25 protein-coding genes are annotated in these 24,587 nt (G+C 66.1%); 12 read left to right on the forward strand and 13 right to left on the reverse strand.

All coding sequences use genetic code 11. The features are described from left to right. Nucleotides 1-3: 3 nt before the first annotated feature. From E3T27_RS06720 to E3T27_RS06730, 3 genes are read right to left on the reverse strand one after another with little or no spacing between them, the layout of a single operon-like run. Nucleotides 4-1,863 (reverse strand): FAD-dependent oxidoreductase, encoded by a 1,860-nt coding sequence (locus E3T27_RS06720; RefSeq protein WP_134572022.1) that lies wholly within the window; start codon nucleotides 1,861-1,863, stop codon nucleotides 4-6. Further along, entirely contained in the window at nucleotides 1,860-2,894 is a 1,035-nt protein-coding gene (locus E3T27_RS06725) for an ABC transporter permease (protein ID WP_104196766.1), read from the reverse strand. The genes E3T27_RS06720 and E3T27_RS06725 overlap by 4 nt, the downstream gene beginning before the upstream one ends. Further along, the gene (locus tag E3T27_RS06730; RefSeq protein WP_174722189.1) at nucleotides 2,891-4,411 is read right to left on the reverse strand and encodes a sugar ABC transporter ATP-binding protein; all 1,521 of its coding nucleotides are present in this window, start codon (nucleotides 4,409-4,411) and stop codon (nucleotides 2,891-2,893) included. The genes E3T27_RS06725 and E3T27_RS06730 overlap by 4 nt, the downstream gene beginning before the upstream one ends. Before the next feature lie 200 nt (nucleotides 4,412-4,611). Between E3T27_RS06730 and E3T27_RS06735 the strand changes: the two genes are divergently transcribed. From E3T27_RS06735 to E3T27_RS06755, 5 genes are all read left to right on the forward strand, one after another. Beyond that, nucleotides 4,612-5,658, forward strand: a complete 1,047-nt coding sequence (locus E3T27_RS06735) for a substrate-binding domain-containing protein (RefSeq protein ID WP_134572023.1) — start codon at nucleotides 4,612-4,614, stop codon at nucleotides 5,656-5,658. A 72-nt stretch (nucleotides 5,659-5,730) separates the two neighbouring features. Then, a complete protein-coding gene (locus E3T27_RS06740) occupies nucleotides 5,731-6,921 on the forward strand; it encodes a Gfo/Idh/MocA family protein (RefSeq protein ID WP_174722190.1) in 1,191 nt (396 codons plus the stop codon). 8 nt (nucleotides 6,922-6,929) lie between these two features. After that, nucleotides 6,930-7,934, forward strand: a complete 1,005-nt coding sequence (locus E3T27_RS06745) for a sugar phosphate isomerase/epimerase family protein (protein WP_104196768.1) — start codon at nucleotides 6,930-6,932, stop codon at nucleotides 7,932-7,934. 184 nt (nucleotides 7,935-8,118) lie between these two features. Continuing rightward, complete coding sequence (locus E3T27_RS06750; protein ID WP_166786132.1) at nucleotides 8,119-9,000, forward strand: DsbA family protein; 882 nt, start codon at nucleotides 8,119-8,121, stop codon at nucleotides 8,998-9,000. A 9-nt stretch (nucleotides 9,001-9,009) separates the two neighbouring features. Continuing rightward, a complete protein-coding gene (locus tag E3T27_RS06755; RefSeq protein WP_241992158.1) occupies nucleotides 9,010-9,417 on the forward strand; it encodes a CHY zinc finger protein in 408 nt (135 codons plus the stop codon). Nucleotides 9,418-9,467: 50 nt separating this feature from the next. On the opposite strand, the gene crcB is transcribed toward E3T27_RS06755, so the two are convergent. From crcB to E3T27_RS06770, 3 genes are all read right to left on the reverse strand, one after another. Then, nucleotides 9,468-9,848 carry a fluoride efflux transporter CrcB gene (gene crcB, locus E3T27_RS06760; protein ID WP_134572025.1) on the reverse strand — a complete coding sequence of 127 codons (381 nt, stop codon included), beginning with the start codon at nucleotides 9,846-9,848 and terminating at the stop codon, nucleotides 9,468-9,470. Next, nucleotides 9,845-10,297 carry a CrcB family protein gene (locus E3T27_RS06765; protein ID WP_134572026.1) on the reverse strand — a complete coding sequence of 151 codons (453 nt, stop codon included), beginning with the start codon at nucleotides 10,295-10,297 and terminating at the stop codon, nucleotides 9,845-9,847. The genes crcB and E3T27_RS06765 overlap by 4 nt, the downstream gene beginning before the upstream one ends. 231 nt (nucleotides 10,298-10,528) lie before the next feature. After that, nucleotides 10,529-10,888: an ArsR/SmtB family transcription factor gene (locus tag E3T27_RS06770; RefSeq protein ID WP_233200686.1), complete on the reverse strand. Its 360-nt coding sequence runs from the start codon at nucleotides 10,886-10,888 to the stop codon at nucleotides 10,529-10,531. Between the two features lie 146 nt (nucleotides 10,889-11,034). Here E3T27_RS06770 and arsB point away from each other — a divergent pair, with 146 nt between their 5' ends. The 3 genes from arsB to E3T27_RS06785 are packed head-to-tail and all read left to right on the forward strand — an operon-like array spanning nucleotide 11,035 to nucleotide 13,170. Continuing rightward, entirely contained in the window at nucleotides 11,035-12,099 is a 1,065-nt protein-coding gene (arsB, locus tag E3T27_RS06775) for an ACR3 family arsenite efflux transporter (protein ID WP_233200704.1), read from the forward strand. Between the two features lie 25 nt (nucleotides 12,100-12,124). After that, nucleotides 12,125-12,529, forward strand: coding sequence for an arsenate reductase ArsC (locus E3T27_RS06780; protein ID WP_104127764.1), 405 nt, complete (start codon nucleotides 12,125-12,127; stop codon nucleotides 12,527-12,529). Nucleotides 12,530-12,531: 2 nt separating this feature from the next. Continuing rightward, nucleotides 12,532-13,170: an arsenate reductase ArsC gene (locus tag E3T27_RS06785; protein WP_104196774.1), complete on the forward strand. Its 639-nt coding sequence runs from the start codon at nucleotides 12,532-12,534 to the stop codon at nucleotides 13,168-13,170. Between the two features lie 144 nt (nucleotides 13,171-13,314). Here the strand turns inward: E3T27_RS06785 and E3T27_RS06790 are convergent, their stop codons facing one another. The 5 genes from E3T27_RS06790 to E3T27_RS06810 form a co-directional block, all read right to left on the reverse strand. After that, entirely contained in the window at nucleotides 13,315-13,590 is a 276-nt protein-coding gene (locus E3T27_RS06790) for a metal-sensitive transcriptional regulator (protein ID WP_104196775.1), read from the reverse strand. A 1-nt stretch (nucleotide 13,591) separates the two neighbouring features. Continuing rightward, entirely contained in the window at nucleotides 13,592-13,894 is a 303-nt protein-coding gene (locus E3T27_RS06795) for a rhodanese-like domain-containing protein (RefSeq protein WP_104196776.1), read from the reverse strand. Further along, on the reverse strand, nucleotides 13,891-15,558 hold the full coding sequence (locus E3T27_RS06800; RefSeq protein ID WP_134572027.1) for an FAD-dependent oxidoreductase: 1,668 nt from the start codon (nucleotides 15,556-15,558) through the stop codon (nucleotides 13,891-13,893). Before E3T27_RS06800 ends, E3T27_RS06795 begins: the two co-directional genes overlap by 4 nt. A 186-nt stretch (nucleotides 15,559-15,744) precedes the next feature. Continuing rightward, nucleotides 15,745-17,973: a heavy metal translocating P-type ATPase gene (locus E3T27_RS06805; RefSeq protein WP_134572028.1), complete on the reverse strand. Its 2,229-nt coding sequence runs from the start codon at nucleotides 17,971-17,973 to the stop codon at nucleotides 15,745-15,747. After that, entirely contained in the window at nucleotides 17,973-18,197 is a 225-nt protein-coding gene (locus E3T27_RS06810) for a heavy-metal-associated domain-containing protein (protein ID WP_104196779.1), read from the reverse strand. The genes E3T27_RS06805 and E3T27_RS06810 overlap by 1 nt, the downstream gene beginning before the upstream one ends. 134 nt (nucleotides 18,198-18,331) lie before the next feature. On the opposite strand from E3T27_RS06810, the gene E3T27_RS06815 reads away from it, so the two are divergent. Together E3T27_RS06815 and E3T27_RS06820 are read left to right on the forward strand one after the other, a co-directional pair. Beyond that, on the forward strand, nucleotides 18,332-18,640 hold the full coding sequence (locus tag E3T27_RS06815) for a metal-sensitive transcriptional regulator (RefSeq protein WP_104127771.1): 309 nt from the start codon (nucleotides 18,332-18,334) through the stop codon (nucleotides 18,638-18,640). Between the two features lie 93 nt (nucleotides 18,641-18,733). After that, nucleotides 18,734-19,420 (forward strand): response regulator, encoded by a 687-nt coding sequence (locus E3T27_RS06820; protein ID WP_134572029.1) that lies wholly within the window; start codon nucleotides 18,734-18,736, stop codon nucleotides 19,418-19,420. Here the strand turns inward: E3T27_RS06820 and E3T27_RS06825 are convergent. Beyond that, nucleotides 19,320-21,080: a GAF domain-containing sensor histidine kinase gene (locus E3T27_RS06825; protein ID WP_134572030.1), complete on the reverse strand. Its 1,761-nt coding sequence runs from the start codon at nucleotides 21,078-21,080 to the stop codon at nucleotides 19,320-19,322. The two genes, E3T27_RS06820 and E3T27_RS06825, sit on opposite strands and share 101 nt — an antisense overlap. Before the next feature lie 62 nt (nucleotides 21,081-21,142). Continuing rightward, a complete protein-coding gene (locus tag E3T27_RS06830) occupies nucleotides 21,143-21,997 on the reverse strand; it encodes a universal stress protein (protein WP_134572031.1) in 855 nt (284 codons plus the stop codon). A 257-nt stretch (nucleotides 21,998-22,254) separates the two neighbouring features. Here E3T27_RS06830 and E3T27_RS06835 point away from each other — a divergent pair, with 257 nt between their 5' ends. Together E3T27_RS06835 and E3T27_RS06840 are read left to right on the forward strand one after the other, a co-directional pair. Continuing rightward, nucleotides 22,255-23,310 (forward strand): zinc-dependent alcohol dehydrogenase family protein, encoded by a 1,056-nt coding sequence (locus E3T27_RS06835; protein WP_134572032.1) that lies wholly within the window; start codon nucleotides 22,255-22,257, stop codon nucleotides 23,308-23,310. A gap of 287 nt (nucleotides 23,311-23,597) precedes the next feature. Next, on the forward strand, nucleotides 23,598-24,461 hold the full coding sequence (locus E3T27_RS06840) for a universal stress protein (RefSeq protein WP_134572033.1): 864 nt from the start codon (nucleotides 23,598-23,600) through the stop codon (nucleotides 24,459-24,461). The last annotated feature ends 126 nt before the right edge of the window (nucleotides 24,462-24,587 follow it).

Raw genomic sequence — 24,587 nt, forward strand, 5'->3', positions numbered from 1 at the left:
GGCTCATGCCGACTGCCCGGCAAAGACGCGGCTGTCGGCGCGGCTGTCGGCGCGGCTGAGCATCGCGGTCATCGCGGTGAACACGGCCTCTTCCGGATGTTCGGCGAGCCGGTACGACCGCCAGCCGATGTGTTTGTCGGGGCGCACGAGCACGACACCGTCCTCGGCCACCTCGCGCAGCCTGGCCCAGTCGAAGTACAGGTCAGTGACGGGCTGGCCAGGGCCGATGATCACGGTTTCAAGCTTGACGCCGAGCCGCTCACCGACGCGCGCCGCGGCCTCCGCCCAGGCTGATCCGGTGATGCCGGTGATGAGCGTGAACTGCGAGAAGGGGGCGAGATCGTGGGTCGAGATCCTGTGCACGCTGTCTCCTACCCAGGCGTGCGGCAGGCGCGAGCCCGGCACGGTCGAGGCCTGGTAGTACAGTTCGGGATCGCGCTCGGGTTCCGGGCGTCGCGAGCCGTCGCCGACGATGGCGGTCGATTCATAGAACTGCCCGACCTCAACGCCGTGGGCGTTGAACTCGTAGTCCTTGACCTCCATAGCGGCCTGGATGGCCTGCCGTTTGGCTGCGCCCGCCGGGGTGTTCGCCTTGCGCTCCTCGATCATCTCGATCATCTCCGATTCGGTGCGCGCCGTGGTCACGCCGAGCGCGTCGAAGAGTTGGCCGAACTCGCGGGCCGACTTGTTCGCGCGCAGTACGATCTGCCTGGCCACCGGGGCGCGCTCCGTGGAATAAGTTTCCAGCAGGTCGGGGCCCGCTGTACCGGCGAGCACGGCGGCAAGCTTCCAGGTCAGGTTGTACGAATCCTGAATAGAGGTGTTCGACCCCAACCCATTGCTCGGCGGATGCTTGTGCACCGCGTCTCCCACGCAGAACACCCTCCCCCGCTGCAGCCTCGTAGCGTATTGGGCGTTGTTGCCCCACAGCGACGTTCCGGTAATCTCCACCTCGAGGTCGGGGAGGCCGAGCAGGTTCCGCACGATCTGCGTAGCGGCGGCCTCATCAATCACGGGGGCTTCTTGCGAGATGTCGTAACCCCACACCACAAGCCACTGGTTCCACGGCCGGATCATGCGCACCAGGCCCGTGCCGATACCGCCGATGTTGGACCCGGGTTGCACCACCCAATAGAGCACCGAGGGGCGATGCTCGACGAAGGGCGTGATGTCGGCGGTGAAGGTGATGTTCATCGATCCGGCGATATCCATCTCCCCCTCCATCGGCAGGTCGATATCGGCAGCGACCTGGGAGCGTGCTCCGTCGGCGCCGATCAGATACTTTGCACGGATGCTGAACTCGGCTCCCGTGAGCCGGTCCAGTACGCGCACGCTCACCCCCTCCGCGTCCTGCACGTGGGAGAGGTACTCCGTCGAGAACCTGGTTTGGGTTCCCCGCGTCGTGGCGTTCTTCACCAGGATCGGCTCGAGGTAAGTCTGTGGAATGTCACAGGTGCTGGCCGGTGAGGCCAGTTCGTAGTCCGCGTGGCGGGCTGGGTGCGTACCGAAGGTGAGGATGCGACCGAGTTCCTCGCCGGCGATCGATGTGCAGAACACCGTGTCACCCATCAGCTCGTTCGGTGTCGACTCGGCCCGCACCGCGTCGTCAATGCCGACGTCGCGAAAGATCTCCATCGTGCGCTGGTTGGTGATGTGGGCGCGCGGCGTGTTCGCCGTCCACCGGTACTTGGTGATCATCATGTTGGCGACGCCGAGAGTGGAGAGGAACAGTGCCGCGGCAGATCCGGCCGGACCCGACCCGACGATCAGCACCTCCGTCTCGACCTGAGCGCCGTGCGGCAGGGCCGTCTCGGCAATCCCATCATCGAAGACGACCGGCGCCCTGCTGCCCGGTACGGTCACTTGCTGCGGCTGCCGCGGGAGGCGAAACGCTGTTGCAACAGCACGGCGACCACGATGATGACGCCCTTCGCCACGTTCTGCACCGAGGTCGAAAGGTTGTTCTGGGTGAAGACGTTGGTGAGCGTGCTGAAAATGAGAATCCCGAGCACGGATCCCACGATGGTCCCGCGCCCGCCGATCAACAGAGTGCCGCCCACCACGACGGCCGCGATCACGTCGAGCTCAAGGAGCGTGCCGTGCGTCGACGTACCAACCGTGGTGCGGCCGAGGAACATCACCCCGGCGATGCCGGCGGTGAGGCCCGAGAGCATATAGACGTACACCATGTGGCGCTTCACTTTGATGCCGGCGAGGCGGCTCGCCTCGGCATTGCCGCCGACGGCCACTGTACGTCGACCGAAGGTGGTGCGGTTGAGCAGCACCCAGCCGGCTACCGCCACGATCAAAAAGATCCAGATCAGGATGGGCACGCCGAGCAGGTCGGCGCGAAAGAAGCTCAGAAATTCCTGGTTGTTCACGATCTGGGTCGACCGGTTCGAGATGAGTTCGGCAAGGCCGCGCGCGCCCACGAGCATGGCGAGCGTTGCCATGAACGCCACGACGCCGCCGTACGCTATCACCACGCCGTTCACGAAGCCGGCCAGGGTGCCGACGGCCAGCGCGACCACGACGATCAGAAGCCAGGACGACTGCGCGGAGGCGAGCTGTACCGCGGTGAGGCTCGCCACCACGCTCGACAGGCCCACCACCGAACCCACCGATAGGTCGATGCCCCCGGCCGTGATCACGAAGGTCATTCCGACGCAGACCACGCCGACGATCGAGGCGAAGCGGATGATGGTGACGAAGTTGTCGACGCTGGCGAATCGGTCGCCCGCCGTGAGGGTTCCTACCAGGATCAGCAGCGCGAAGGCGATGACCAGCCCGAGGTTGCGGCCCACCGAGCCGCCCAGCGTCCGTTTCAGGCGTCCGGGCGGGGAGACGTGTGCCTGCGGGATCGGCGGGGCCGCCTGGGTGATTTGCTCGCTCATGCGGCACTTCCTCTCATGACAAGATCGAGCACACCGGGCTCGTCGATTTCGTTGGAATTGGTAGTGGTGAGAACCGCGCCGTCGCTGATGACCAGCACGCGGTCGGCCAGGCCGAGTACCTCGTCGATCTCGCTCGAGACCACGATGATGGCGGTGCCGGCTTCGGCGAGACGCCGAATGAGACCGTAGATCTCGGCGCGGGCACCGACGTCCACCCCTCTGGTCGGTTCGTCGAGCAGGAGTACTGCAGTGCCGTGCACGAGCCAACGCGCGAGCAGGATTTTCTGCTGGTTTCCGCCGGACAGCGTGCGGGTGACCAGGTCTGGATCAGCCGGCCGCAGCTCGAGCGCCTCGATCTGCTCCCGCGCGGCCTGGCGCTCGCGCCGCTCGTTCAGAAACCCGCCGCGGGCGAAGCGCCCGAACGACGACAGCGTGACGTTCTTGAAGATAGGTTCGTCGAGGATCAGTCCCTGGCTCTTGCGTTCCTCGGGAGACAGCCCGATGCCCGCACTCACCGCGGCCTCAACCGAGCCGGCGCGCAGTACGGTGCCGTTCACGGTCACGGTACCGCTCGTGCTCCGGCGAGCGCCGTAAATCGCTTCCAGAATTTCGGAGCGGCCCGATCCCACGAGGCCGGCCAGCCCCACGACCTCCCCAGCCCGCACCTCGAGGGAGACATTGCTGAACACGCCGCGCACTCCGAGCCGGTGGCAGGCCAGCACCACCGGCGCATCCGCTGCGATCGGCGTGGCGGCAGGAAAAACGTTGGCCACGTCGCGGCCCGTCATCAGACGGATGAGTTCGGGAGTGGACGTGTCGGCCACGCTCAAGCCGTTGGCCATGCTCTTGCCGTCCTTGATCACGGTGATGCGGTCGCCGATGCGACGAATTTCGGCCAGTCGATGGGAGATGTAGACCACGGCGATGCCCTGGGCAGTGAGCTCGGCGACGACACGGAACAGATTCTCCACTTCCTGGGAATCGAGCACCGCACTGGGTTCATCCATGATGATCAGCCGTGTGTCCCGGCTCAAGGCCCGGGCCATGCTCACGATCTGCTTGTTCGCGGCCGAGAGCTGGCCGACCTCCATGCGCGGCGAGATTTCGCCGTGACCGAGGCGGGAGAGGATTTGCTCGGTTCGGGCATTGGCCGAAGCCACGTGAAGCAGCCCGCCCGTGGCCTGCTCGTGGCCGAGAAAGACGTTCTCCGCGATCGTGAGGCCGTCGACCACGTCGAGTTCCTGGTACATGGTGGCGATGCCGAGTTCGAGGGCGGCGACCGGGCCACCGATGGTGATCGGTTCACCCTGCCAGAAGATCTCACCGGAGTCGGGCTGGTAGGCACCGGACAGCGTCTTGATGAGGGTGGATTTTCCCGCGCCGTTTTGGCCGAGCACGCAGTGCACCTCGCCGGGTCGCACGACGAGATCGACGCCCTGGAGGGCCTTAACGCCGGCGAAACTCTTTCTCAGCCCGCGCACTTCGAGTAATGGTGCGGAATGGTCGGCAGTGATCATGCGGAAAATCTAACACAACGATGGCACTTACGTCGATGAACAGCAATAAGTTGCATGCAAACCGTCATCATCTGCTATCGTTCAACTCGTCAGCGTCGACGACATCTCAACTGGTCGACAATTGCCCCGCATCCGTCGCTGGCCGCCATCACAGCGCCATTCCTATTACCCGCAGCAATGACCGAGCCAGAGGGAAACACATGCTTGCACCACGCACTGTCCGTCGCAGAATTCTTTTCGCCGCCGGCACCTCGCTGGCCGTCGTCGGCCTCATCACCGGTTGCACCGCGGGCGGTGCAACCACAAACACCCAACCCACGAACGCGAGCGTCGAGGGCAACGAAGCCCAGGGCGACACCATCACCATCGGCTACTCCGGTCCCGCGGCCGACCACGGCTGGCTTGGCGCCATCAACAACGCCGCCATCGCTGAGGCTGACAAGTACGACGACGTTGACCTGAGGATTGCCGAGGGTACCAACGATGCCAACCTGCAGATCAGCCAGGTCGAAACCTTCATCAACGATAAAGTCGATGCCATCGTGCTGCTGCCCACCGACGGCGCCGCCCTGACGCAGGTGGCCATCCGCGCCATGGAGGCCGGCATCCCGGTGATCAATGTGGACCGCGAGTTCTCGAGCACCTTCGCCGCCCGCGCCACCATCCTCGGTGACAACTACGGAATGGGCGTCAGCGCCGGCACCTACATCTGCGAGGAACTCGGCGATAACCCCGACGCCGTGGTCGCCGAGATCGCCGGCATCGACTCCCTCCCCCTCACCCAGGAGCGCAGCGCCGGCTTCGCCAAGGCGCTCTCCGATTGCGGTCTGTCCGTCACCAACCGCGTCTCCGCGGACTTCACCGTAGCGGGCGGCGAGGCCACCACCTCGCAGTTGCTCGCCGCCGCCCCGCAGATCGACGCGCTCTGGAACCACGACGATGACCAGGGGATCGGGGTGCTCGCGGCCATCGACGCCGCCGGGCGCGACGAGTTCATCATGGTCGGCGGCGCCGGATCCGCCAACGCCATGCGCCTGATCCAGGCCGACGACAGCGTGATGAAGGCCACCGTGGTGTATCCGTCCACCCAGGCGGCCGACGGCATCCGCCTGGCCCGCCTGCTCGTGCAGGAAAAAGCCATGAGCGACCTCGTCGAGGTGGAGATTCCCAACCGGATCGTGCTGAACGCCCCCGTCGTGACCAGTGAGAACGTGGAGAAGTACCTGCCGACCGCCTTCGAGTCCTAAGCACCACAGGCGCGTCTCACGGGGAGCACGCGAGTCGTGCTCCCCGTGACCATCAACAGGAAGAGAGTTCACATGAGCGCACCGCTTCGCGTCGCACTGATCGGCCACGGGTTCATGGGCGCCGCGCACTCCCAAGGCTGGCGCGTCGCCCCCCGCTTCTTCGACCTGGCAGCGCAGCCCGAGATGAGTGTTCTCGTGGGGCGCGACGCCGCTCGCGCCAACGAGGCCGCCCAACGCTGGGGCTGGGCCGAATCCTCCACCGACTGGCGGGCCGTGATCGACCGGCCGGATATCGACGTGATCGACATCGTCACCCCGGGCACCTCGCACGCCGAGATCGCGATCGCCGCCCTCGACGCCGGCAAACATGTGTTGTGCGAAAAACCACTCGCGAACACGGTTGCCGAGGCCGAGGCGATGACGGATGCCGCCGCTCGCGCCTTCGACCTGGGCGTGTATGCCATGGTCGGGTTCACCTATCGGCGAATCCCGGCAGCCACACTCGCCCGCGATTTTGTCGCGGCCGGCAAGATCGGCGATATTCGCCAGGTGCGGGTGAACTACCTGCAGGATTGGCTCGTCGACCCGCAGTCCCCGCTCACCTGGCGCCTGCAGAAGGAGCTCGCCGGCTCCGGGGCGCTCGGCGATATCGGCGCCCACGCCATCGACCTCGCCCAGTTCATCACCGGGCAACGACTCGTGAGCGTTTCGGGCATCATCGAGACGATCGTGGCCGAACGCCCACTTCTTGGCCTCCGGCAGGGACTCTCGGGTACGGGCACCACCGAGCAGGGCCCCGTGACGGTCGACGATCTGGCCCTGTTCACGGGTCGGTTCGAGGGCGGCGCGCTGGGCAGCTTCGAGGCCACGCGTTTCAGTACCGGCCGCAAGAATTCCTTCCGCATCGAGGTGGCCGGCTCCTTGGGCGCGATCTCGTTCGACCTGGAAGACCTCAACGCCCTGAGCTTCTTCGACGGCACCACCGCGAACGGCCAGCAGGGGTTCACCAAAATTCTGGTCACCGAGCCGCAGCATCCGTATCTGGCCGCCTGGTGGCCCCCCGGGCACACGCTCGGCTACGAGCACGGTTTCACCCATCAGGCCAGGGACTTCGTCGAGGCCGTCGCGGCCGGCGTGCAGCCGACCCCGTCGTTCGCTGACGGCCTGCAGGTACAGCAGGTGCTCGCTGCCGTGGAGGCCAGCTCCGACAATGGAAGCGCCTGGACGCCCACCCTCGCCCGCGTACTCGCCTCACAGAAATAGGAGAACTCATGCCCCGCCCCATCACCCTGTTCACCGGCCAGTGGGCCGACCTTCCCTTCGAAGAAGTAGCGCGGCTCGCTGCCGGCTGGGGCTACGACGGGCTGGAGATCGCGTGTTGGGGCGACCATCTCGACCCGGATCGGTGGAACGACGCCGACTATGTCGCTGGCAAGCTGGCCGTGCTCGAGAAGTACGACCTGAAGGTGTGGGCCATCTCCAACCACCTCAAAGGCCAGGCCGTCTGCGACGACCCGATCGACCAGCGGCACCGCGATATCCTGCCCGACTCGATCTGGGGCGACGGCGACGCGGAGGGCGTGCGCCAGCGCGCCGCCGAGGAGATGAAGAACACCGCCCGGCTCGCCGCGAAGCTCGGCGTGAAGACGGTCATCGGGTTTACCGGCTCGTCGATCTGGAAGTATGTGGCCATGTTCCCGCCGGTGTCGCAAGAGCTCATCGATGCCGGCTACCAGGACTTCGCCGACCGGTGGAACCCGATCCTCGACGTGTTCGACGAGGTCGGCGTGCGCTTCGCCCATGAGGTACACCCGAGTGAGATCGCCTTCGACTATTGGACGACGGTGCGCACCCTCGAAGCCATCGGGCACCGACCCGCATTCGGCCTGAACTGGGACCCGAGCCACTTCGTCTGGCAAGACCTCGACCCGGTCAGCTTTCTCTGGGATTTTCAAGACCGCATCTACCACGTCGACTGCAAAGACACGAAGAAGCGCCTGAACAATGGTCGAAACGGCCGCCTCGGCTCACTGCTGGCCTGGGCCGACCCTCGCCGCGGCTGGGATTTCATCTCGACCGGCCACGGCGACGTGCCGTGGGAAGACAGCTTCCGCATGCTCAACACCATCGGCTACGACGGTCCGCTCTCAGTGGAGTGGGAGGACGCCGGCATGGATCGGCTGGTCGGCGCACCCGAAGCGCTCGCCTTCGTGCGGGCGTTCGCTTTCGACGCGCCGACGGATGCCTTCGATGCGGCGTTCAGCACGCGCCGCTGACCAGCCGAATCCGTTGCTGCGCGCTGGCCTACCTTCTGCTGTTCTCTGCCCGCATCCGAACGGGCAGAGCACAGCCCCCAGCCAGCTTTCAGCCAGTTGGAACCGGACCGTTAGTCGGGGCCGCTAACGTCGTAGGCAACGGCTGCTCCGGCGGCATTGCATCGAACGAATGGTGAACTCCCGCATGAGCACTTCCGGTCAGGCCCGTCCACCGAAGAAAGACCGCCGCGACGAAGCCCGCGAACATGCTCGACTGCTGCGCGTCGAGCAGGCCAAACGGACTAAGCGCCGTCGCCTCGTCCTGCGCGGCGGCATCGGTATCGGCCTGCTCGCCGTCGTCACCATCGTGACCCTCGTCATCGTGAACAACGTGAATACACCTGCAGCATCGGGCCCGGCCAACATGGCCAGCGATGGCATCCTGCTCGGCAGCGACGGCGCCACGGTCTCCGCCGCCACGACGGTCGCCCTCGCCGCCGACGCCGATCCCCTCGCGACCGACCAGACCGCCCTGACCGACACGGCCAACATCGTGCTGTACCTCGACTACCTGTGCCCGATCTGCGGCAACTTCGAGGCCACCAACGGCAAGCAGATCACCGACTGGGTGACCGCCGGCAATGCCACGGTCGAAATCCACCCGATCTCGATTCTCGACCATCTCTCGTCGGGCACCAAGTACGCCACGCGGGCCGCGAATGCGGCCGCCTGCGTGGCCGACGATGACCCCGACAACTTCCTGGCGTTCAATACGGCAATGTTCGCCGATCAGCCCTCCGAGAATTCCAGCGGCCGGACGAATGCCGAACTTGCCAGTCTCGCCCGGGGAGCCGGGGTGACGTCCAGCGGTGTCGCCAGCTGCATCACCGACCAAACCTATGCCGGCTGGGTCGAAGCGTCGACGCAGCGTGCGCTCGCGGGGCCGATCCCCAACTCCGACATTGAAAATGTCACAGGAACGCCCACAGTGCTGGTGAACGGCGTGAGCTACACCGGCTCGTTTGCCGACCCCGCCGCCTTCGAAGCATTCGTCACCGCACAGCTGACCGCTGCGCCCGGTAAGTAGCCGCGCGTTATGATGAGCGATTCTGACGAGACGGTCCCAACGGGACTGGGCGTGCCGGGACTGGGCGTGCCGGGACTGGGCGTGCCGACCGTGTACGGGGCGGTTCTCGATGCGGCGACCCGGTGCATCCACTTTCACTCGGAGCGCGACATCGTGGCGATCAAATTTGCCTGCTGCCGACGGTATTACCCGTGCTTCCAGTGCCACGACGAGACCGTGCGGCGCGAACCCACGCCGCACACGACCCGGCGGTGGCCGCACGTCCAGTGGTCAGAGCTCGCAATCTTGTGCGGTGCATGCCAGCGCCAGCTCAGCATCTTCGAGTATCACCGAGTCGATCGCTGCCCGCACTGCAGCGCCGAATTCAATCCCGGCTGCCGGCTGCACGCCCACCTATACTTCGACGAGCCCCAATGAGCACTCACCGTCGCTTCACGTTCCAGGGCCTGAGCGTTGGCCCCGCCGGGTTAGCCCGGCCCGAGCCCAAGCCAAAGGCCGAGCGCGGCAGCGGCCACGGACACCCCGAGCATGCCGATTCCATGCAGTAACGCCGCCCGGTAACGGCGCGCCTGGATCAACCGCACGGTTTCGAAGCTGGCCGTACTGAAGGTCGTGTAGCCGCCCAGCAGACCGGCACCGAGCACGAGGCTCCACTCAGGAGCGAGCAGGTGGTTCATTGCCAGGCCGGTAACGAGCCCGAGCAGCAGCGAGCCGCTCACGTTGATGATCATCGTTCCGAACGGGAACGCGTCACCCAGCCGGGATCGCACGAGGCCGTCGAGAAGGAACCGGGCGGCCGCGCCCGCGCCGCCAGCCGCGGCGATGGCCAGGAACAGGAGGGGGGTCATGCCGTCTCCTCCCCAGCGACTGCGGGGCCGTCGTGCGTGCGCCGGTGCAGCGCCGCACCGATCAGGATGCCGAGCCAGGTGGCGACGCCACCGAACAGAACCGAACCAAGACCATAGGCAATGGCCACTCCGGTCGCACCATCCTGCAGCAAAAAAACGCTGTCGGTTGCGAGGGCGCTGTAGGTCGTGAATCCGCCGAGCAGTCCGGTGCCGAGCAGCAGGCGCGCGGTGCGGCGACGGCCAACGTCGGTTCCGCGACGCGCGAGGGCCTCGAGGAGCAGCCCAAGCAGCAGGGCACCGAGCAGGTTGATGCCGAGGGTGGTCAGCGGCAGTCGAGCCCCAGCGGCGAGATCAACCGGGGGCAGCGCGAGTGTGACTGCCTCGCGGAGCGCGGTGCCCACAGTTCCGCCGAGAAAGACGAGGCCGACGTAACCCCAACGCCGGTGCACGGCGCCCGGCGTGATCGTGTCGATGGTTCACCTGTCTCATCGTTGCTGGTTCCGTCACAATCAGCGGGAACCATTGGCCCCGGCCGAGTCGAGCGGATGCTCCGACGAGATCGGGCGCCGTGGCCAGAATACATGCCCTTTTCGGCACGTTTTCACGGCGGTACGGCAGCGCGGCACGGCAGCGCGACCGCGCTTCGGTCGAACGGAGGCCGCAGGTTGGACAGCCGCGAGTCAGATAGCGGAGAGCACCCGGGCGACAGCGCCCAGCGAGCCGGGCACCAGGCTGTAGTACGACCAGGTTCCACGTTTGGCGCGGCTGAGAAACCCCGCCTCCACGAGCACCTTGAGGTGGTGCGAGATGGTGGGCTGGCTCAGGGTGAGCTGGTCGGTCAGGTCGCAGACGCAGGCTTCCTGGTTGGCATGGGCTGAGACGATCGAGATGATGCGCAGCCGGGCCGGATCGGCGAGGGCTTTGAGCGAATGGGCGAGGGTCTCGGCGTGCTCAGGTGAGGTGGCCGCGCGCGCCTGCGGAGTGGAGCAGGCATCCGCTCGCGAAATGTCAGTCAGGGGCAGGATCTGGGTAAACGTCACGTGAACACACTCTCCTTAGATTGACATTGGTCGATGTATTGCTCTAGCGTAAGGATCGACAACGATCAATGTTAGCGCGAATCGCTGTCGTCAATACTTGGAGATTCGTGAGCAACACAGCAATAGCACCCACCCGGCTCGGCGCAATGGACCGGCTGCTGCCGGTCTGGATCCTCGCTGCCATGGGCCTCGGCCTGCTGCTCGCCGTGTTCGTTCCAGCCGTCGGTGACGTGCTCCACGCCTTCACCATCGGGTCGATCAGCGTGCCGATCGCCATCGGACTGCTCATCATGATGTACCCGGTGCTCGCCAAGGTGCGCTACACGGATGCCCGTGCCGTCGCCGCCGACAAACGCCTCCTGGTCTCCTCCCTGCTGCTGAACTGGCTGGTCGGCCCAGCCCTCATGTTCGCCCTGGCCTGGATTTTTCTGCCCGACCTGCCGGAATACCGCACCGGGCTCATCATCGTCGGCCTCGCCCGCTGCATCGCCATGGTGCTGATCTGGAACGACCTTGCCTGCGGTGACCGCGAAGCCGCAGCCTTCCTCGTCGCCGTGAACTCGGTCTTCCAGGTCGTCGCGTTCGGCGTCCTCGGCTGGTTCTACCTGCAAATACTGCCGGGCTGGCTCGGTCTGCCCACCACGAGCGCCGAGTTCTCGATCTGGGCCATCACCGCGAGCGTTCTGGTATTCCTGGGCATACCGCTCCTGGCCGGTTATCTGTCCCGTCGCATTGGCGAGGCTCGGCGTGGCCGCGACTGGTACGAGGCCACGTTCCTCCCCCGGGTCGGCCCGTTCGCCCTCTGGGGCTTGCTGTTCACGATTGTGATGCTCTTCGCCCTGCAGGGCCAGCAGGTCATCGATCATCCGGGTGACGTGGCACGCATCGCCCTGCCGATGCTGGTCTACTTCGCGGTGATGTTCTTGGTCGGGTTTTTCACCGGTCGCCTGCTGCGCATGACCTACGAGCGCACCACGACCCTCGCCTTCACGGCCGCCGGCAACAACTTCGAGCTCGCCATCGCCGTTGCGATCGGAACCTTCGGCGCCCTCAGCGGCCAGGCCCTCGCCGGCATCGTCGGTCCGCTCATCGAGGTCCCAGCCCTCGTCGCCCTCGTCTACGTCGCGCTCTGGCTCAAGCCTCGCCTGTTTCCCGAGCGGATGCCCGCGGCCGACGCGCCGACGACGCCCGCGGCATCCTCTCTCGTTTAGACCACACTCAAGGAAGAAGCGTTCTATGAAACCCTCCGTACTGTTCGTCTGCGTGCACAACGCCGGCCGCTCGCAGATGGCCGCCGGCTATCTGACCGCTCTGGCGCAGGGGCGAGTCGACGTGTTTTCGGCTGGCTCCGAACCGAAGGATCAGATCAACCCGGTAGCGATCGCCGCGATGGCCGAAGAGGGCATCGATATCGCCGGTAACGTGCCGAAGATTCTCACGACCGAAGCCGTCAGGCAGTCCGACGTGGTCATCACCATGGGCTGCGGCGACGCCTGCCCGATCTTTCCCGGCAAGCGCTACGAGGACTGGCTGCTGGACGACCCGGCCGGCCAGGGCATCGAGAGCGTGCGCCCCATTCGCGATGAGATCAAGGCGCGCGTCGAGGCGCTCCTCGCCGAGATTCTGCCGGTCAAGGCTTAACCATGCTTCCCGGCCTCAGCTATCCCGAAGAGTCCCTCAAACGACTCGCCGGTGACCTGGCCGAGCGCTTTCACGGCGTTTTCGCTACCGAAACCGTCGAACGGTACGTGCTCGAGTCCTACACCGGGCTGCTGCGCACCTCGAGCGTGAAGGCACACCTCACCACCCGCACGGCGCGGTTTTCGCGTGAGCGCCTCACCGCACTCGCCCAGGCCAAGGGCGCCATCGAGCGTGCGGTGCCCGAGGTACTGTTCGTCTGCGAGCAGAATGCCGGCCGGTCGCAGATGGCCGCGGTGTTCACCAACGTGCTGTCCGGTGGGGCCGTGCACGTGCGCTCGGCGGGATCGATGCCGTCGTCGGAGCTGGACCCCACGATGGTCGCGGTCATGACCGAGCTCGGCCTGTCGCTCGACGAGTCGTTCCCGAAGCCCCTCACCGACGACGTCGTGCAGGCGGCCGACGTCGTGATCACCATGGGCTGCGGCGACGCCTGCCCGATCTATCCCGGCAAACGCTACGTGGACTGGGAACTCGTCGACCCGGCGGGCCAGCCGATCGACGAGGTGCGGCGCATCCGTGACCAGGTCAAGGCCAATGTCATCGAGATGCTTGCCGGTCTCGGAGTGTCCCCCGCGGTCTAAGTCCCGCCTGTTCCAGCCCCAGGGAGCGCGGGTCACTTCTGCGGACGGGGCCCGGGCCCCGTCCCCGGGCCCAGTTTATAAACTGGGCCCGGGGCTACAAGGTGGGCCCGGCGAGCGGATACCCCGCACCCCGCTCCCCGCTCCCTAGGCGAGCGTCAGGAACAACTTCTCGAGCTCGGCGACCGTGAGCGAGTTCTCGTCGTCGGGGTTCGCGATGCAGTCGCGCATCGCGGTCGACACGATGACGAAACCCGCCTTGTCGAGCGCGCTGGACACGGCAGCGAGCTGGGTGACGACGTCGCGGCAATTGCCCCCGCCCTCGACCGCGGCAATGACGGCGGTCAGCTGCCCCTGCGCCCGGCGTAGCCGGTTCAGGATCTTTTTCTGCTCGGTAGCCCGGGCATCGTGTGAGATCGTCATCTCAGGCTCCCTGCTCGGTCGGGAGCCCGGCCTGCTGCCAGGCCTTCGTGCCCCCGGCAATGTTCACAGCGTCGTGACCGTGGGCCGCGAGGTACTCGACCACCTGCGCGCTGCGACCGCCGACGGCGCAGATGACGTGCACCGGAACATCCGCTGGAATCTCACCCATGCGCTCGACGATCTCAGCCATCGGAATGTGCATCACGCCGGGTACGTGGGCGGCTTCGTACTCCCCCGGTTCGCGCACGTCGATGACGACTGGCGCGTCGAGCACCGAGAGTTCGGTGACGGTGATCTCTTTCATACGGGGACCCTTTCAACAGTGGGGGAAACAACAAGATTAGACGTTCCGGCAAGCCAGGTGCGGTAGCCGCCGTCGAGGTTCTGCACGTCGAATCCGTGCTGGGTGAGAATGCGCGCGGCGGTGTGGCCGCGCTGGCCGACCTGACAGTGCACGATCAGCGGCACCCGTGGCAACTCGACGAGTCGCTCGCGCAGGTCCTCGAGCGAGAGGTTGATCGCGCCCGGAATGCTGCCCGTGGCAAATTCGCCGGCGGAGCGAACGTCAACGAGCACGGCGCCCGCCGCGCGCGCCGCCGCCAGCTCATGCCACTGGAGGTTCACGCTCGTGCCCCGCGCGAGGTTGTCGGCGACATAGCCGAGCTGGTTGATCGGGTCTTTCGCCGAGGCATACTGCGGTGCGTAGGCGAGTTCGAGTCGGGTCAAAGCGGATGCGCTCAGCCCGGCCGCCATCGCGACCGCAATCACGTCGATGCGCTTGTCCACCCCCACGCCGCCCACGATCTGCGCTCCCAGAATTGCATCGGACTCGGCGTCGATCAGAAGTTTGATCGACATGCCCTCGGCCCCGGGGTAGTAGCCGGCGTGGTTGGCCGGATGGGTGTGAACGATACGGTGGGCGCGTCCCGCCTCGACCAGGCGCTTCTCACTCCAGCCGACCAGGGCTACGGTGAGGCCGAAAATCCCGAGGATTCCGGCGCCGACGGCCGGGGCTGCCTGCTCGGCGGTGCCGGCGATGCTGTCGGCGACGGAACGGCCGTGGCGGTTCGCGAGTCCGGCCATGGTGACGAGCGTGCCGGAGCCGTTGACGGCATCCGCTTTCTCGACACCGTCGCCGACGGCGAAGATGTGCGGGTCGCTGGTGGCCTGGGTGCCGTCGACCCAGACACCGCCGCTCCGGCCGATTCTAAGGCCCGCCTGCTCGGCGAGGGTGACGTCGGGCCGCACGCCGCTCGCGTCGATCACGAGGTCGGCCGGTACGGTCGTGCCGTCGCTCAGGGCGACAGTGCCTGGCGCGGCGGAACCGACCACAGTGGTTCCGAGTCGCACGTCGACGCCTCGTTCACGCAGGCGATCAAGCACGGGCGCGGCCATTTCGGGGTCGAGCGGGGTGAAGATCTGCGGCCCGCGCTGCACGAGGGTCACGTGCACGCCACGGTGCACGAGGTTTTCAACGGCTTCGAGACCAATGAAGCCGCCGCCGACCACCACAGCGCATGCCCCGCTCGTTTCGGCGAGCACCGCGGTGATGTGGTCGACGTCGTCGACGGTGCGGAGGGTGTGGGTGGGGATGGCCGTGTCGTCAATCGCGGCGGAGCGGGCCGAGGCACCGGCGGCGAGCACGAGGCGGTCGTAGCGCTCGACGCTGTGTTCACCGGTGACCAGGTTGCGCACAGAGACGGTCTGGGCTGCTCGGTCGATCTGCACGACCTCGGTATCGATACGCACGTCGAGCGCGAAGCGAGCCTCGAGGGATTCCGGGGTCTGCAGCAGCAGTTCATCGCGATTACGGATGACTCCCCCCACGAAATACGGCAGGCCGCAGTTAGCGAACGAGACGTAGTGTCCACGCTCGAATACGATGATCTCGGCGCTCTCGTCGAGCCGGCGCAACCTGGTAGCTGCCGACATTCCGCCCGCAACTCCGCCTACGATGATGATTTTCATGTGTGAGCCTCCAGTGCAAATATACCCCATAGGGTATCCAGGCACAAGGTGACGGAGGAGCGACGGGCGCGGCATCCGCTCGCGACGGGCCCACCTTATGAACGTGGGCCCGGTCTATAAACTGGGCCCACGTTCCGGGCCCGGGCCCCGTCCCAAAAGAACCCACACACACTCCCCGGGCACGGTTCAGGCGGTCGGCAGCGCCCGAAACCCGCGCAGGCGCAGGCTGTTGGTCACCACGAAGACCGACGACAGGGCCATCGCAGCGCCGGCGATCAGGGGGTTGAGCAAACCGGCCATCGCGAGCGGAATCGCCGCAACGTTGTAGGCGAAGGCCCAGAACAGGTTGGCTTTGATCGTCGCGAGGGTACGCCGAGACAAGCGGATGGCGTCGGCTGCGGCCAGCAGGTCGCTGCGCATGAGGGTGAGGTCGCTCGCCTCAATGGCAACGTCGGTGCCAGACCCCATCGCAATGCCGAGGTCAGCTGTAGCCAGGGCGACGGCATCATTCACCCCATCCCCCACCATGGCGACCACGTGCCCCTTCGCCTGCAACTCACGGATCACCCGCGCCTTGTCGGCGGGCAGCACCCCGGCGGTCACGTCGATGATGCCAACCTCAGCCGCAACACTCTGCGCGACCGCGAGATTGTCACCGGTCACGAGCAGGGGCGTCAGCCCGAGAGTGCGAAAGCGCGCGACGGCAGCGACGCTCGTGGGCTTCACCGTGTCGGAGACGGTGAGCACGCCGCGCACCCGTCCCTCCCAGGCCACCAGGACGGCCGTCTTGCCGTCCCCTTCGGCCGTACCCATCACGGCCTGCATCTCGATCGGCACGTTCAACCCCCACCGGTTCAGCAGCCACACCGGACGCCCGACCAGAATCTGCCGGCCGTCAACCGTGGCCTGCACCCCGAGCCCTTGTTCCGACGCAAACGCCGACGAAGCTGGCAATGACCCAAGCCGCGACAGCGCACCCGCCGTGATAGCCCGCGCAATCGGATGCTCCGACCCACTTTCCGCAGCCCCCGCCAAACGCAGCAACTCGTCTTCAGAACCACATTCGTACGCGTTCACGGTCGCCAGCGTCATGCGCCCGGTGGTGATCGTTCCGGTCTTGTCGAGAACGATCGTGTCGACACGGCGCGTGGACTCGAGTACCTGCGGCCCCTTGATCAGAATGCCCAGCTGCGCGCCGCGCCCGGTGCCCACCAGCAGAGCGGTCGGCGTGGCGAGCCCGAGCGCGCACGGGCAGGCGATGATGAGCGTCGCCACGGCCGCGGTGAATGCCATCGCCGGCCCGGCGCCGACCAGCAGCCAGCCGGCCAGCGTGGCCAGGGCGAGCCCGATCACGATCGGCACGAAGATGCCGGAAACCCGGTCGGCCAGGCGCTGCACCTCGGCCTTGCCGGTTTGCGCCTGCTCGACCAGTCGACCGATCTGGGCTAGCTCGGTATTGGCGCCGACCTGCGTCGCCCGCACCACGAGCCGTCCGCCGGAGTTCAGCGTGGCACCCACAACGCTGTCACCGGGCCCCACCTCGAGCGGCACCGATTCGCCGGTGAGCAGGCTCGCATCGATAGCGCTCGAGCCGTCGACGATCACCCCGTCGGTCGCGATCTTCTCGCCCGGCCGCACGACAAACTGGTCACCCACCACGAGCAGGGCGGTACTGATGCGGCTCTCGACGCCGTCGCGCAGCAGGGTGGTCTCCTTCGCGCCGAGCTCCAGCAATGCCCGCAGGGCCGCGCCGGAGTTGCGCTTGGCCCGTGCCTCCGCGTAGCGACCGGCCAGAATAAACACGGTGACAGCGGATGCCACCTCGAGATAGATCTCGTCGGCGCCACTACCCGGGGTGGCCGAGAACGTGAAGCTCATGGTCATTCCGGCCATCCCGGCCATGCCGAAAAACAGGGCGTAGAGCGACCAACCGAGGGCGGCCAGCACGCCGACGCTGACCAGGGTGTCCATGGTTGCGGCGCCGTGGCGGGCGTTCACCCAGGCGGCGCGGTGGAATGGCCAGGCACCCCAGGTGGCGACGGGAGCCGCCAGGGTCAGGGCCAGCCACTGCCAGTTCGTGAATTGCAGCGCGGGAATCATCGACAGGATGATGACCGGCAGGGTCAGTGCGGCTGAGATCAGCAGGCGCTGGCGCAGGGAAGCGACCTCGAGGGAGGCGGCGTCTTTTTCGATGACAACGGCCGGCAACGCGGCCGTGTAACCGGTGGCTTCAATGGTCTTGATGGCATCGTCGACGCTCGTACCAGCGGGCACGAAAACGCTCGCTTTCTCCGTGGCGTAGTTCACCGTGGCGGCGACCCCGGGCATGCGGTTGAGCTTCTTCTCAATGCGGGCAGCGCACGAAGTGCAGGTCATGCCCCCAACGAGCAGGTCAACCTGTTGGCCAGCGGCCATCAGGCAGCGGCTACCAGCTGGTAGCCCGCCTCCTCAACGGCCGCGGCGACCAGGGTTCGGTCGAGTTCCGACGTGCTCGTAACGGTGACCTGTGAAGTGCCGCCCTTGACGAGTTCTACGGTGACGTTTTCGGCGCCCGCAACAAGCCCGATCTCCTCGGTCACGCTCGCGACGCAGTGGCCGCAGGTCATTCCGTCAACGCCGTACGCGGTCGTGATGCTCATGGTGATTCCTCACTGTCTTGTACCTCGAATGGGTATTCATTCGAGCATACCCCTTGGGGGTACCGTTACTCCAACTATACCCCGAGGGGGTACAGTTGAGGCTGGGGTTCACGAGCAACGCAGAGGATAGGGCCATGAGCGATTCCGAGACCCACGACGGTCCGCACGGCTACATCTCGAACAAGGATGCTTACCTCAAGCGCCTGCGCCGCATCGAGGGCCAGGCTCGCGGCTTGCAGGGCATGGTTACCGACGACAAATACTGCATCGACATTCTCACCCAGATTTCCGCCATGACGAGCGCCCTCGAATCAGTCGCTCTGGGCCTCCTCGATGATCACCTCACCCACTGCGTGTTGCACGCGGCCATGGCCGGTGGCGCCGAAGCGGAGGCCAAGCTGCAGGAGGCCTCGGCGGCCATCGCGCGGTTGGTGCGTTCTTAGAGGACCGGACCTTTGGCCCTAGTCGCCGGGCCGAGCGGCGCGCGACACTGATGATACGCATGGAGCCAGCGTGCTCATTCGGGAAGGACCATTATGAACCTGCCGCACAGCGCGCCCCAGACGACGGCCGGGGCAACGCCCGCCGTTCCCATCCGCGTTTTCATCCTCGACGACCACGAGCTGGTGCGTCGCGGCCTGCGTGAATTGCTCGAGGGTGAGGGTTTCGACGTCGTCGCCGACACCGGCCTGGCAGCGGAAGCCACCGTCCTGATCCCGAAGCTGCGCCCCGACGTGGCCATTCTCGACGCCCGCCTGCCCGACGGCACCGGTATCGAGGTCTGTCGCGACGTGCGCTCGGTCGATCCGGCATTGCAGTGCCTCATTCTCACGAGCTACGACGACGAGCAGGCCTTGCGCGGTGCGGTGCTGGCAGGCGCGGCCGGCTACGTACTGAAAGAGATTCGCAGCACCGACCTGCTCGGCAAGATCCGCCGCGCTGCCGACGGTGAATCCCTGTTCGATCCCGCGGTCAAGGCGGGCATCATCGCCGGGCTGGCCGATCCACAAGACGTCCGCCTTGCGTCGCTCACCGCGCAGGAGCGCAAGGTGCTCGACCTGATCGGCGTGGGTTTGACCAACCGTGAGATCGGTCAAACCATGTTTCTGGCCGAAAAGACCGTCAAGAACTACGTGTCTTCGATGCTGGCGAAACTGGATTTTCAGCGCCGAACCCAGGCTGCCGTGTACGTTGCGAAACGTGGAGACGAACACCAACGGTAACTTCCGGAACCGGTGCCGACCAACGCAGCCGCGTCCCCTCGCCTAAAATGCTGCGCACAGAGAACTTTCCGCCGAGCAGCGTCGCGCGCTCCTTGAGGTTGTCCAGGCCGCTGCGGCGGGTGAGCTTACTGAAACCACAGCCGTTATCGGCGATGACCAGCTTGAAACGATCGCCCTGAGCATCAACCGAAATGTCGATCGTGCTCGCCTGGGAATGCCGCGCCGCGTTGCTGAGCCCCTCCGAGATCACGGCAAGCAGGCTGCTGCTGAGGTCATCGGACACCGGCGCATCGATCGGCCCCGATAAGCGGATGCGCGGCGCGAACGGCAGGCTCGCCGCCCCCTCTTTGATCACAGCCAGAATGCGACTGCTCAGCGTGTCGGCGTCCTGCGCCATTCCGCGCAGCGAATAGATCGTGTCGCGCAGCTCCCGAATGGTGTCATCGAGCTCCGTCGTAACCGCGTTGATGCGATCCAGCGCGATCGGATCGTTGGTGAACCGCCGCAGACTCTGCATGCTCAGCCCGGCGGCGAAAAGCCGCTGGATGACCAGGTCGTGCAGGTCGCGGGCAATACGGTCACGGTCCCCCAGCACGGCCTGCTCTTCACGCATGCGATGCACCGAGGCCAGTTCGAGGGCGAGCGACAGCTGGGTGCCAAAGACCGCGCTCATCTCGACATCGGTAAGACTGTATGCAGCGGATGCCGGTGCCCGCGACAGCAGAATCACGCCCTGCCCGTCCCCGGCTGGCCCCAGGGCTGCAATGAGCGTTGACCCCAGATGCGACCACGCGGTAACCGAGCCGGGCGCGGCATCCGCATCCTGCAGGGGCGGCGTGACGAGCGTGGCAGACCGGCCGGTGGCCTGCAGTTCGCGCAGCACGCCGGCCTGCAGCAGCACGGTCGTACCGACCAGTGCTGACGCGACAGCACCGGTTTGCGTCGTGCCAGCTGCGGCTGCGCAGTACAGGCTATCGTCGGTAGGAAACCCGATCACGGCCAGGTCGGCACCGGACGCCGCGAGTGCCCGCTGAACGACAAGGTCGAGGCCGTTGTCTTCGCCGTCAACGGGTCGCAGCAGGTCGCGGCCCATCGCAGCGACCGCCTCGAGCCAACGTGAGCGGGCGCGGGACTCATCGTAGAGACGCGCGTTCTCGATCGTGACACCGGCGGCCGCGGCGAGCGCGACGGCCAGGGTCTGGTCTTCGTCGGTGAAGTCGCCACCGCCCTCCTTCTCAGTGAGATACAGGTTGCCGAAGACGGTGTCGCGCACCCGCACCGGAACGCCGAGGAATGATTTCATCGGCGGATGATGGGCGGGAAAACCGAAAGAATCCGGGTGGTCGTGCAGGTCATGCAGACGAAGGGGGTGCGGTTCCCGAATGAGCAACCCGAGCACGCCATGGCCGACCGGAAGCGCTCCGATCTGCCGAACGGTCTCCTCGTCGAAGCCCACGGTGATGAAGTGACTCAGGGCCTGACCCGTGCCGATTACGCCCAGGGCACCGTACCGCGCCTGCACGAGCTCGCAGGCCGCGACGGTGACGCGTTCCAGCACGGCCTCCAGACTGAGGTCTTCGGCCACCGAAACGACGGCGTCGAGCAGACCGCGCATACGGTCCTGGGTGAGGGCGAGCTCGGCGGCGGTCTGATCCGTCATAGTCGCCCCCACCCTTGTGCCGCTTGGTGGTCTAACTGTGGCACGACTTCAGGGCGGTGAAGCTATTTATGGGTGGTTCTGGTGACAATTGTCGGGCAGGTGATGTGCAACAGCACCTCGTGGCTGACCGACCCCATCAGCAAGCGCTGCAGTGAGCCCCGGCCCCGGCTGCCCACGACGAGCAGCTGGGCCGTGCGGGCGGCCGCAACGAGCGCCCTGGCTGGCGATTCGTCGGTCTCGAGAACCTGGTGCACCACCAAGTCGGGGTAGTGAGTTGTCAGACCCGCCACGGACTCAGCGAGCACCACACGTTCCTCTTCCATGCGCTCGGTCACAGCGTCGGCGGGGATGCTGCGCAGCACGCGGCGATTCGGCAGGCGCACCGCGTAGAGGGCATATAGTTCCTGACCGGTACGATCGGCCTCGGCGGCGGCGAACGCCACGGCGGCGATCGAATCAGCGGAGCCGTCGACGCCGACGTAGACGCCGGAGCGTTCGGTTTCGGGCAGCGAGGGGATGACGGCGACCGGACAGGTTGACAGTGCCGCGATCTGCAGGCTCACACTGCCAAACAATTCGCCTTCGACCCGGCCCTTCTGATCGGTGCCGACGACGACGAGGGCGGCGTCTTTCGACAACTCGCTGAGAACGCGCGGCGCACTGCCCGTGCGCAGTTCGGTGTGGGTGGTGACCGCGGGCGCGAAGATCTCGGCGCGGGCAGCGGCCTCGGCGAGCAGTTTCTTCTCGGCGTCGAGAATGCTGTCGTAGTAGCCGTAACCGTCGGCCAGCCAGGTTTCGTACACGGTGTGCATGAGCATCACCGGACTTTTAACGTTGGCGGCTCGGGCCATAGCCCACGCGAGGGCGGTCTCGCCGGCAGCCGAATCATCGATGCCGACCACAATCATCCGGTTCATTGCTCTACCTCGTTCTTGATCGCAGGTCGCAGCAGTGGAGTCTCCCGCCACGAAGGAGGAGCTGATGCCCCATCGCCTCGCCTTTATTCTGTCAGCCGCCCGGGCCAACACGTAGGGCCGGAAGTCCCGATTGGGTGCCCAATCTGCAGCCCCGTCGGGGCGGGACTTTCGGCCCTAGTCGCCGGTGACCGTTCGGTCATACCGTGGCTTCGAGGGGTTTTTGCCCGCTCATACTCTTAAGAATCGAGGAGAAGCTCGTGAAGGCACTCGTTTATGGTGGCCCCGGCCAAAAAAGCTGGACCGACGTTCCCGACCCGACGCTGCACAGCCCGACCGATGCCATCGTGCGCGTGGACACGACCACGATCTGCGGCACCGACCTGCACATTCTCAAGGGCGACGTTCCCGCTGTCACCGTCGGGCGCATCCTCGGCCATGAGGGCGTTGGAACCATCACCGAGGTCGGTTCAGCGGTCAGCAACCTGAAAGTCGGTGACCGCGTCATCATCTCCTGCATCAAGAGCTGCGGACACTGCAGTAATTGCAGCAACGGCCTCTACTCCCACTGCCTCGGCGACGAGGGCGCCTCGGGCATCGGCTGGGTCTTCGGCCACCTGATCGACGGCACCCAGGCCGAGTTCGTGCGCGTGCCCTACGCCGACAACTCCCTGCACAAGCTGCCGGAGGGCGTCAGCGACGACCAGGGCGTCATGCTCAGCGACATTCTGCCGACCGGTTTTGAAATCGGCGTGCAGTACGGCCGGGTCAAGCCCGGCGATGTCGTCGCCGTCATCGGCGCCGGCCCGGTCGGCCTGGCCGCCATTGCCACCGCCGGCCTCTACGGCGCAGCGAGCATCATCGCGATCGACCTGGACGAGAACCGGCTCGAGCGCGCCCGCGACTTCGGCGCGACCGACACCGTCGTCTCCGGCCCCGCCGATTGGAAAGACCGGGTGCTCGCACTGACCGACGGCGCCGGCGTCGACGTCGCGATCGAGGCCGTCGGCATTCCGGCGACCTTCACCATGGCCACCGAGATCGTGCGCCCGGGCGGCAACATCGCCAACGTCGGCGTGCACGGCCAACCCGTCGACCTCCACCTCGAAACCCTCTGGATTCAAAACATCAACATCAGCATGGGGCTGGTCAACGCCAACACCACCAAGATGTTGCTCAAGCTCGTCGCGAGCAAGAAGCTGCCGGCTGAGAAACTGGCCACGCATCACTTCAACTTCGACCAGTTCCTCGAGGCCTACGACACCTTCAGCCGCGCGGCCGAAACGAAGGCACTCAAGGTCGTCATCTCTCGCTGACCAGGTATTCCCGGAGGTTTTCCTGGGAGGTCTTCCTGCGCACTCTGCTCGTCTGCGAACCGATGTCCGGCGGCCCCCGCCTCGAGGCGGGGGCCGCTCGTGTGAGTTTTCTGGTGACCAGGAGTATCGCCCTGGCGCCGGGCGAGGTTCGCCGCGTGAATCATCACCAGACGTGACTTAAGGCCCTACTCGCGGGCACCGGCGATAGCTAACGTGAAGATCACTCGTTGGTGACGTTCACACGACATTCCCGCTCGTGGCCCGCCACCGTAGAAGGGATTGAGCTCATGACGCACACGCTCACACGGAACCAGACGGTGGTCGCGTGGGATGGGTCGGACCCCGCTCGGGCGGCCCTGGATTGGTCACTCGCCCGCTGCAACGATGGCGAGCTCACCCTGGTGCGCATCCTCGACCGAACGGTATCGTCGGCGGATTACTTCGCCGAGGAGTCCACCACCGTGCACGCCCGCGAAGTACTCAAGGATGCCGCCGACCGGGTGAGCGCAAAATACCCGGATCTCACCGTGCACGCCGATCTACGCTCCGGGGACCCGGTCACCGAACTGCGCGCGTTGAGCGAAACCGACACCATCGTTGTGGTGGGAACGCACCGTCGTCGCGGATCGACCCTGCGTTACGAGTGGTCGATGGGGGCCCGACTGGCCGGTTCGGCCCGGGGACCGATCGCGATTATTCCGGAGGGCGACAGCACACACCATGCCGGCGTCGTGGTCGGCGTCGACGGATCGGCGGCCTCGAACGCCGCCGTGGGCTTCGCCGCGAAGGAGGCCGACCGCACCGGCCAGGAACTGCACGCGATCCACGCGTGGCAGGAGCCGCTTGTCTGGCGCGACACGACCGAACCCGACGCTCGGTTTCTACAGACGCTGGAGAAGTCCCATCGGCGCATTCTCGACGAAGCACTGGTCACCGTCGCCCGCCGTTATCCGGCGCTCTCGATTCGGCCATCACTCGTGCGCGGCGCCCCGCAATCGGCGCTGCTCGACGCTTCCCGTGGAGCCGCGCTGCTCGTCGTGGGCGACCATGGGCAGAAGGGCATCTCGAAACTACTGCTCGGTTCGGTGAGCCACTCGATTGTGCTGAACATCCAGTCGCCCATGGTGGTCATTCCCGCTCCGCGCATCTGATTGGGAGGCGCCCCGCGCAGGTCGGGTGGCGGAGGCCACCGAAGCCGCCGGGCGAGCTCGCGGCACTCGTTGAAGACGGTGGCACCCCTAGCAACAAGTGCCCGCTTCTCGGCGGAGTGCCGCGAC

Origin of the sequence: Cryobacterium lyxosi, assembly GCF_004403345.1 — a bacterium.
GTDB lineage: Bacteria > Actinomycetota > Actinomycetes > Actinomycetales > Microbacteriaceae > Cryobacterium > Cryobacterium lyxosi.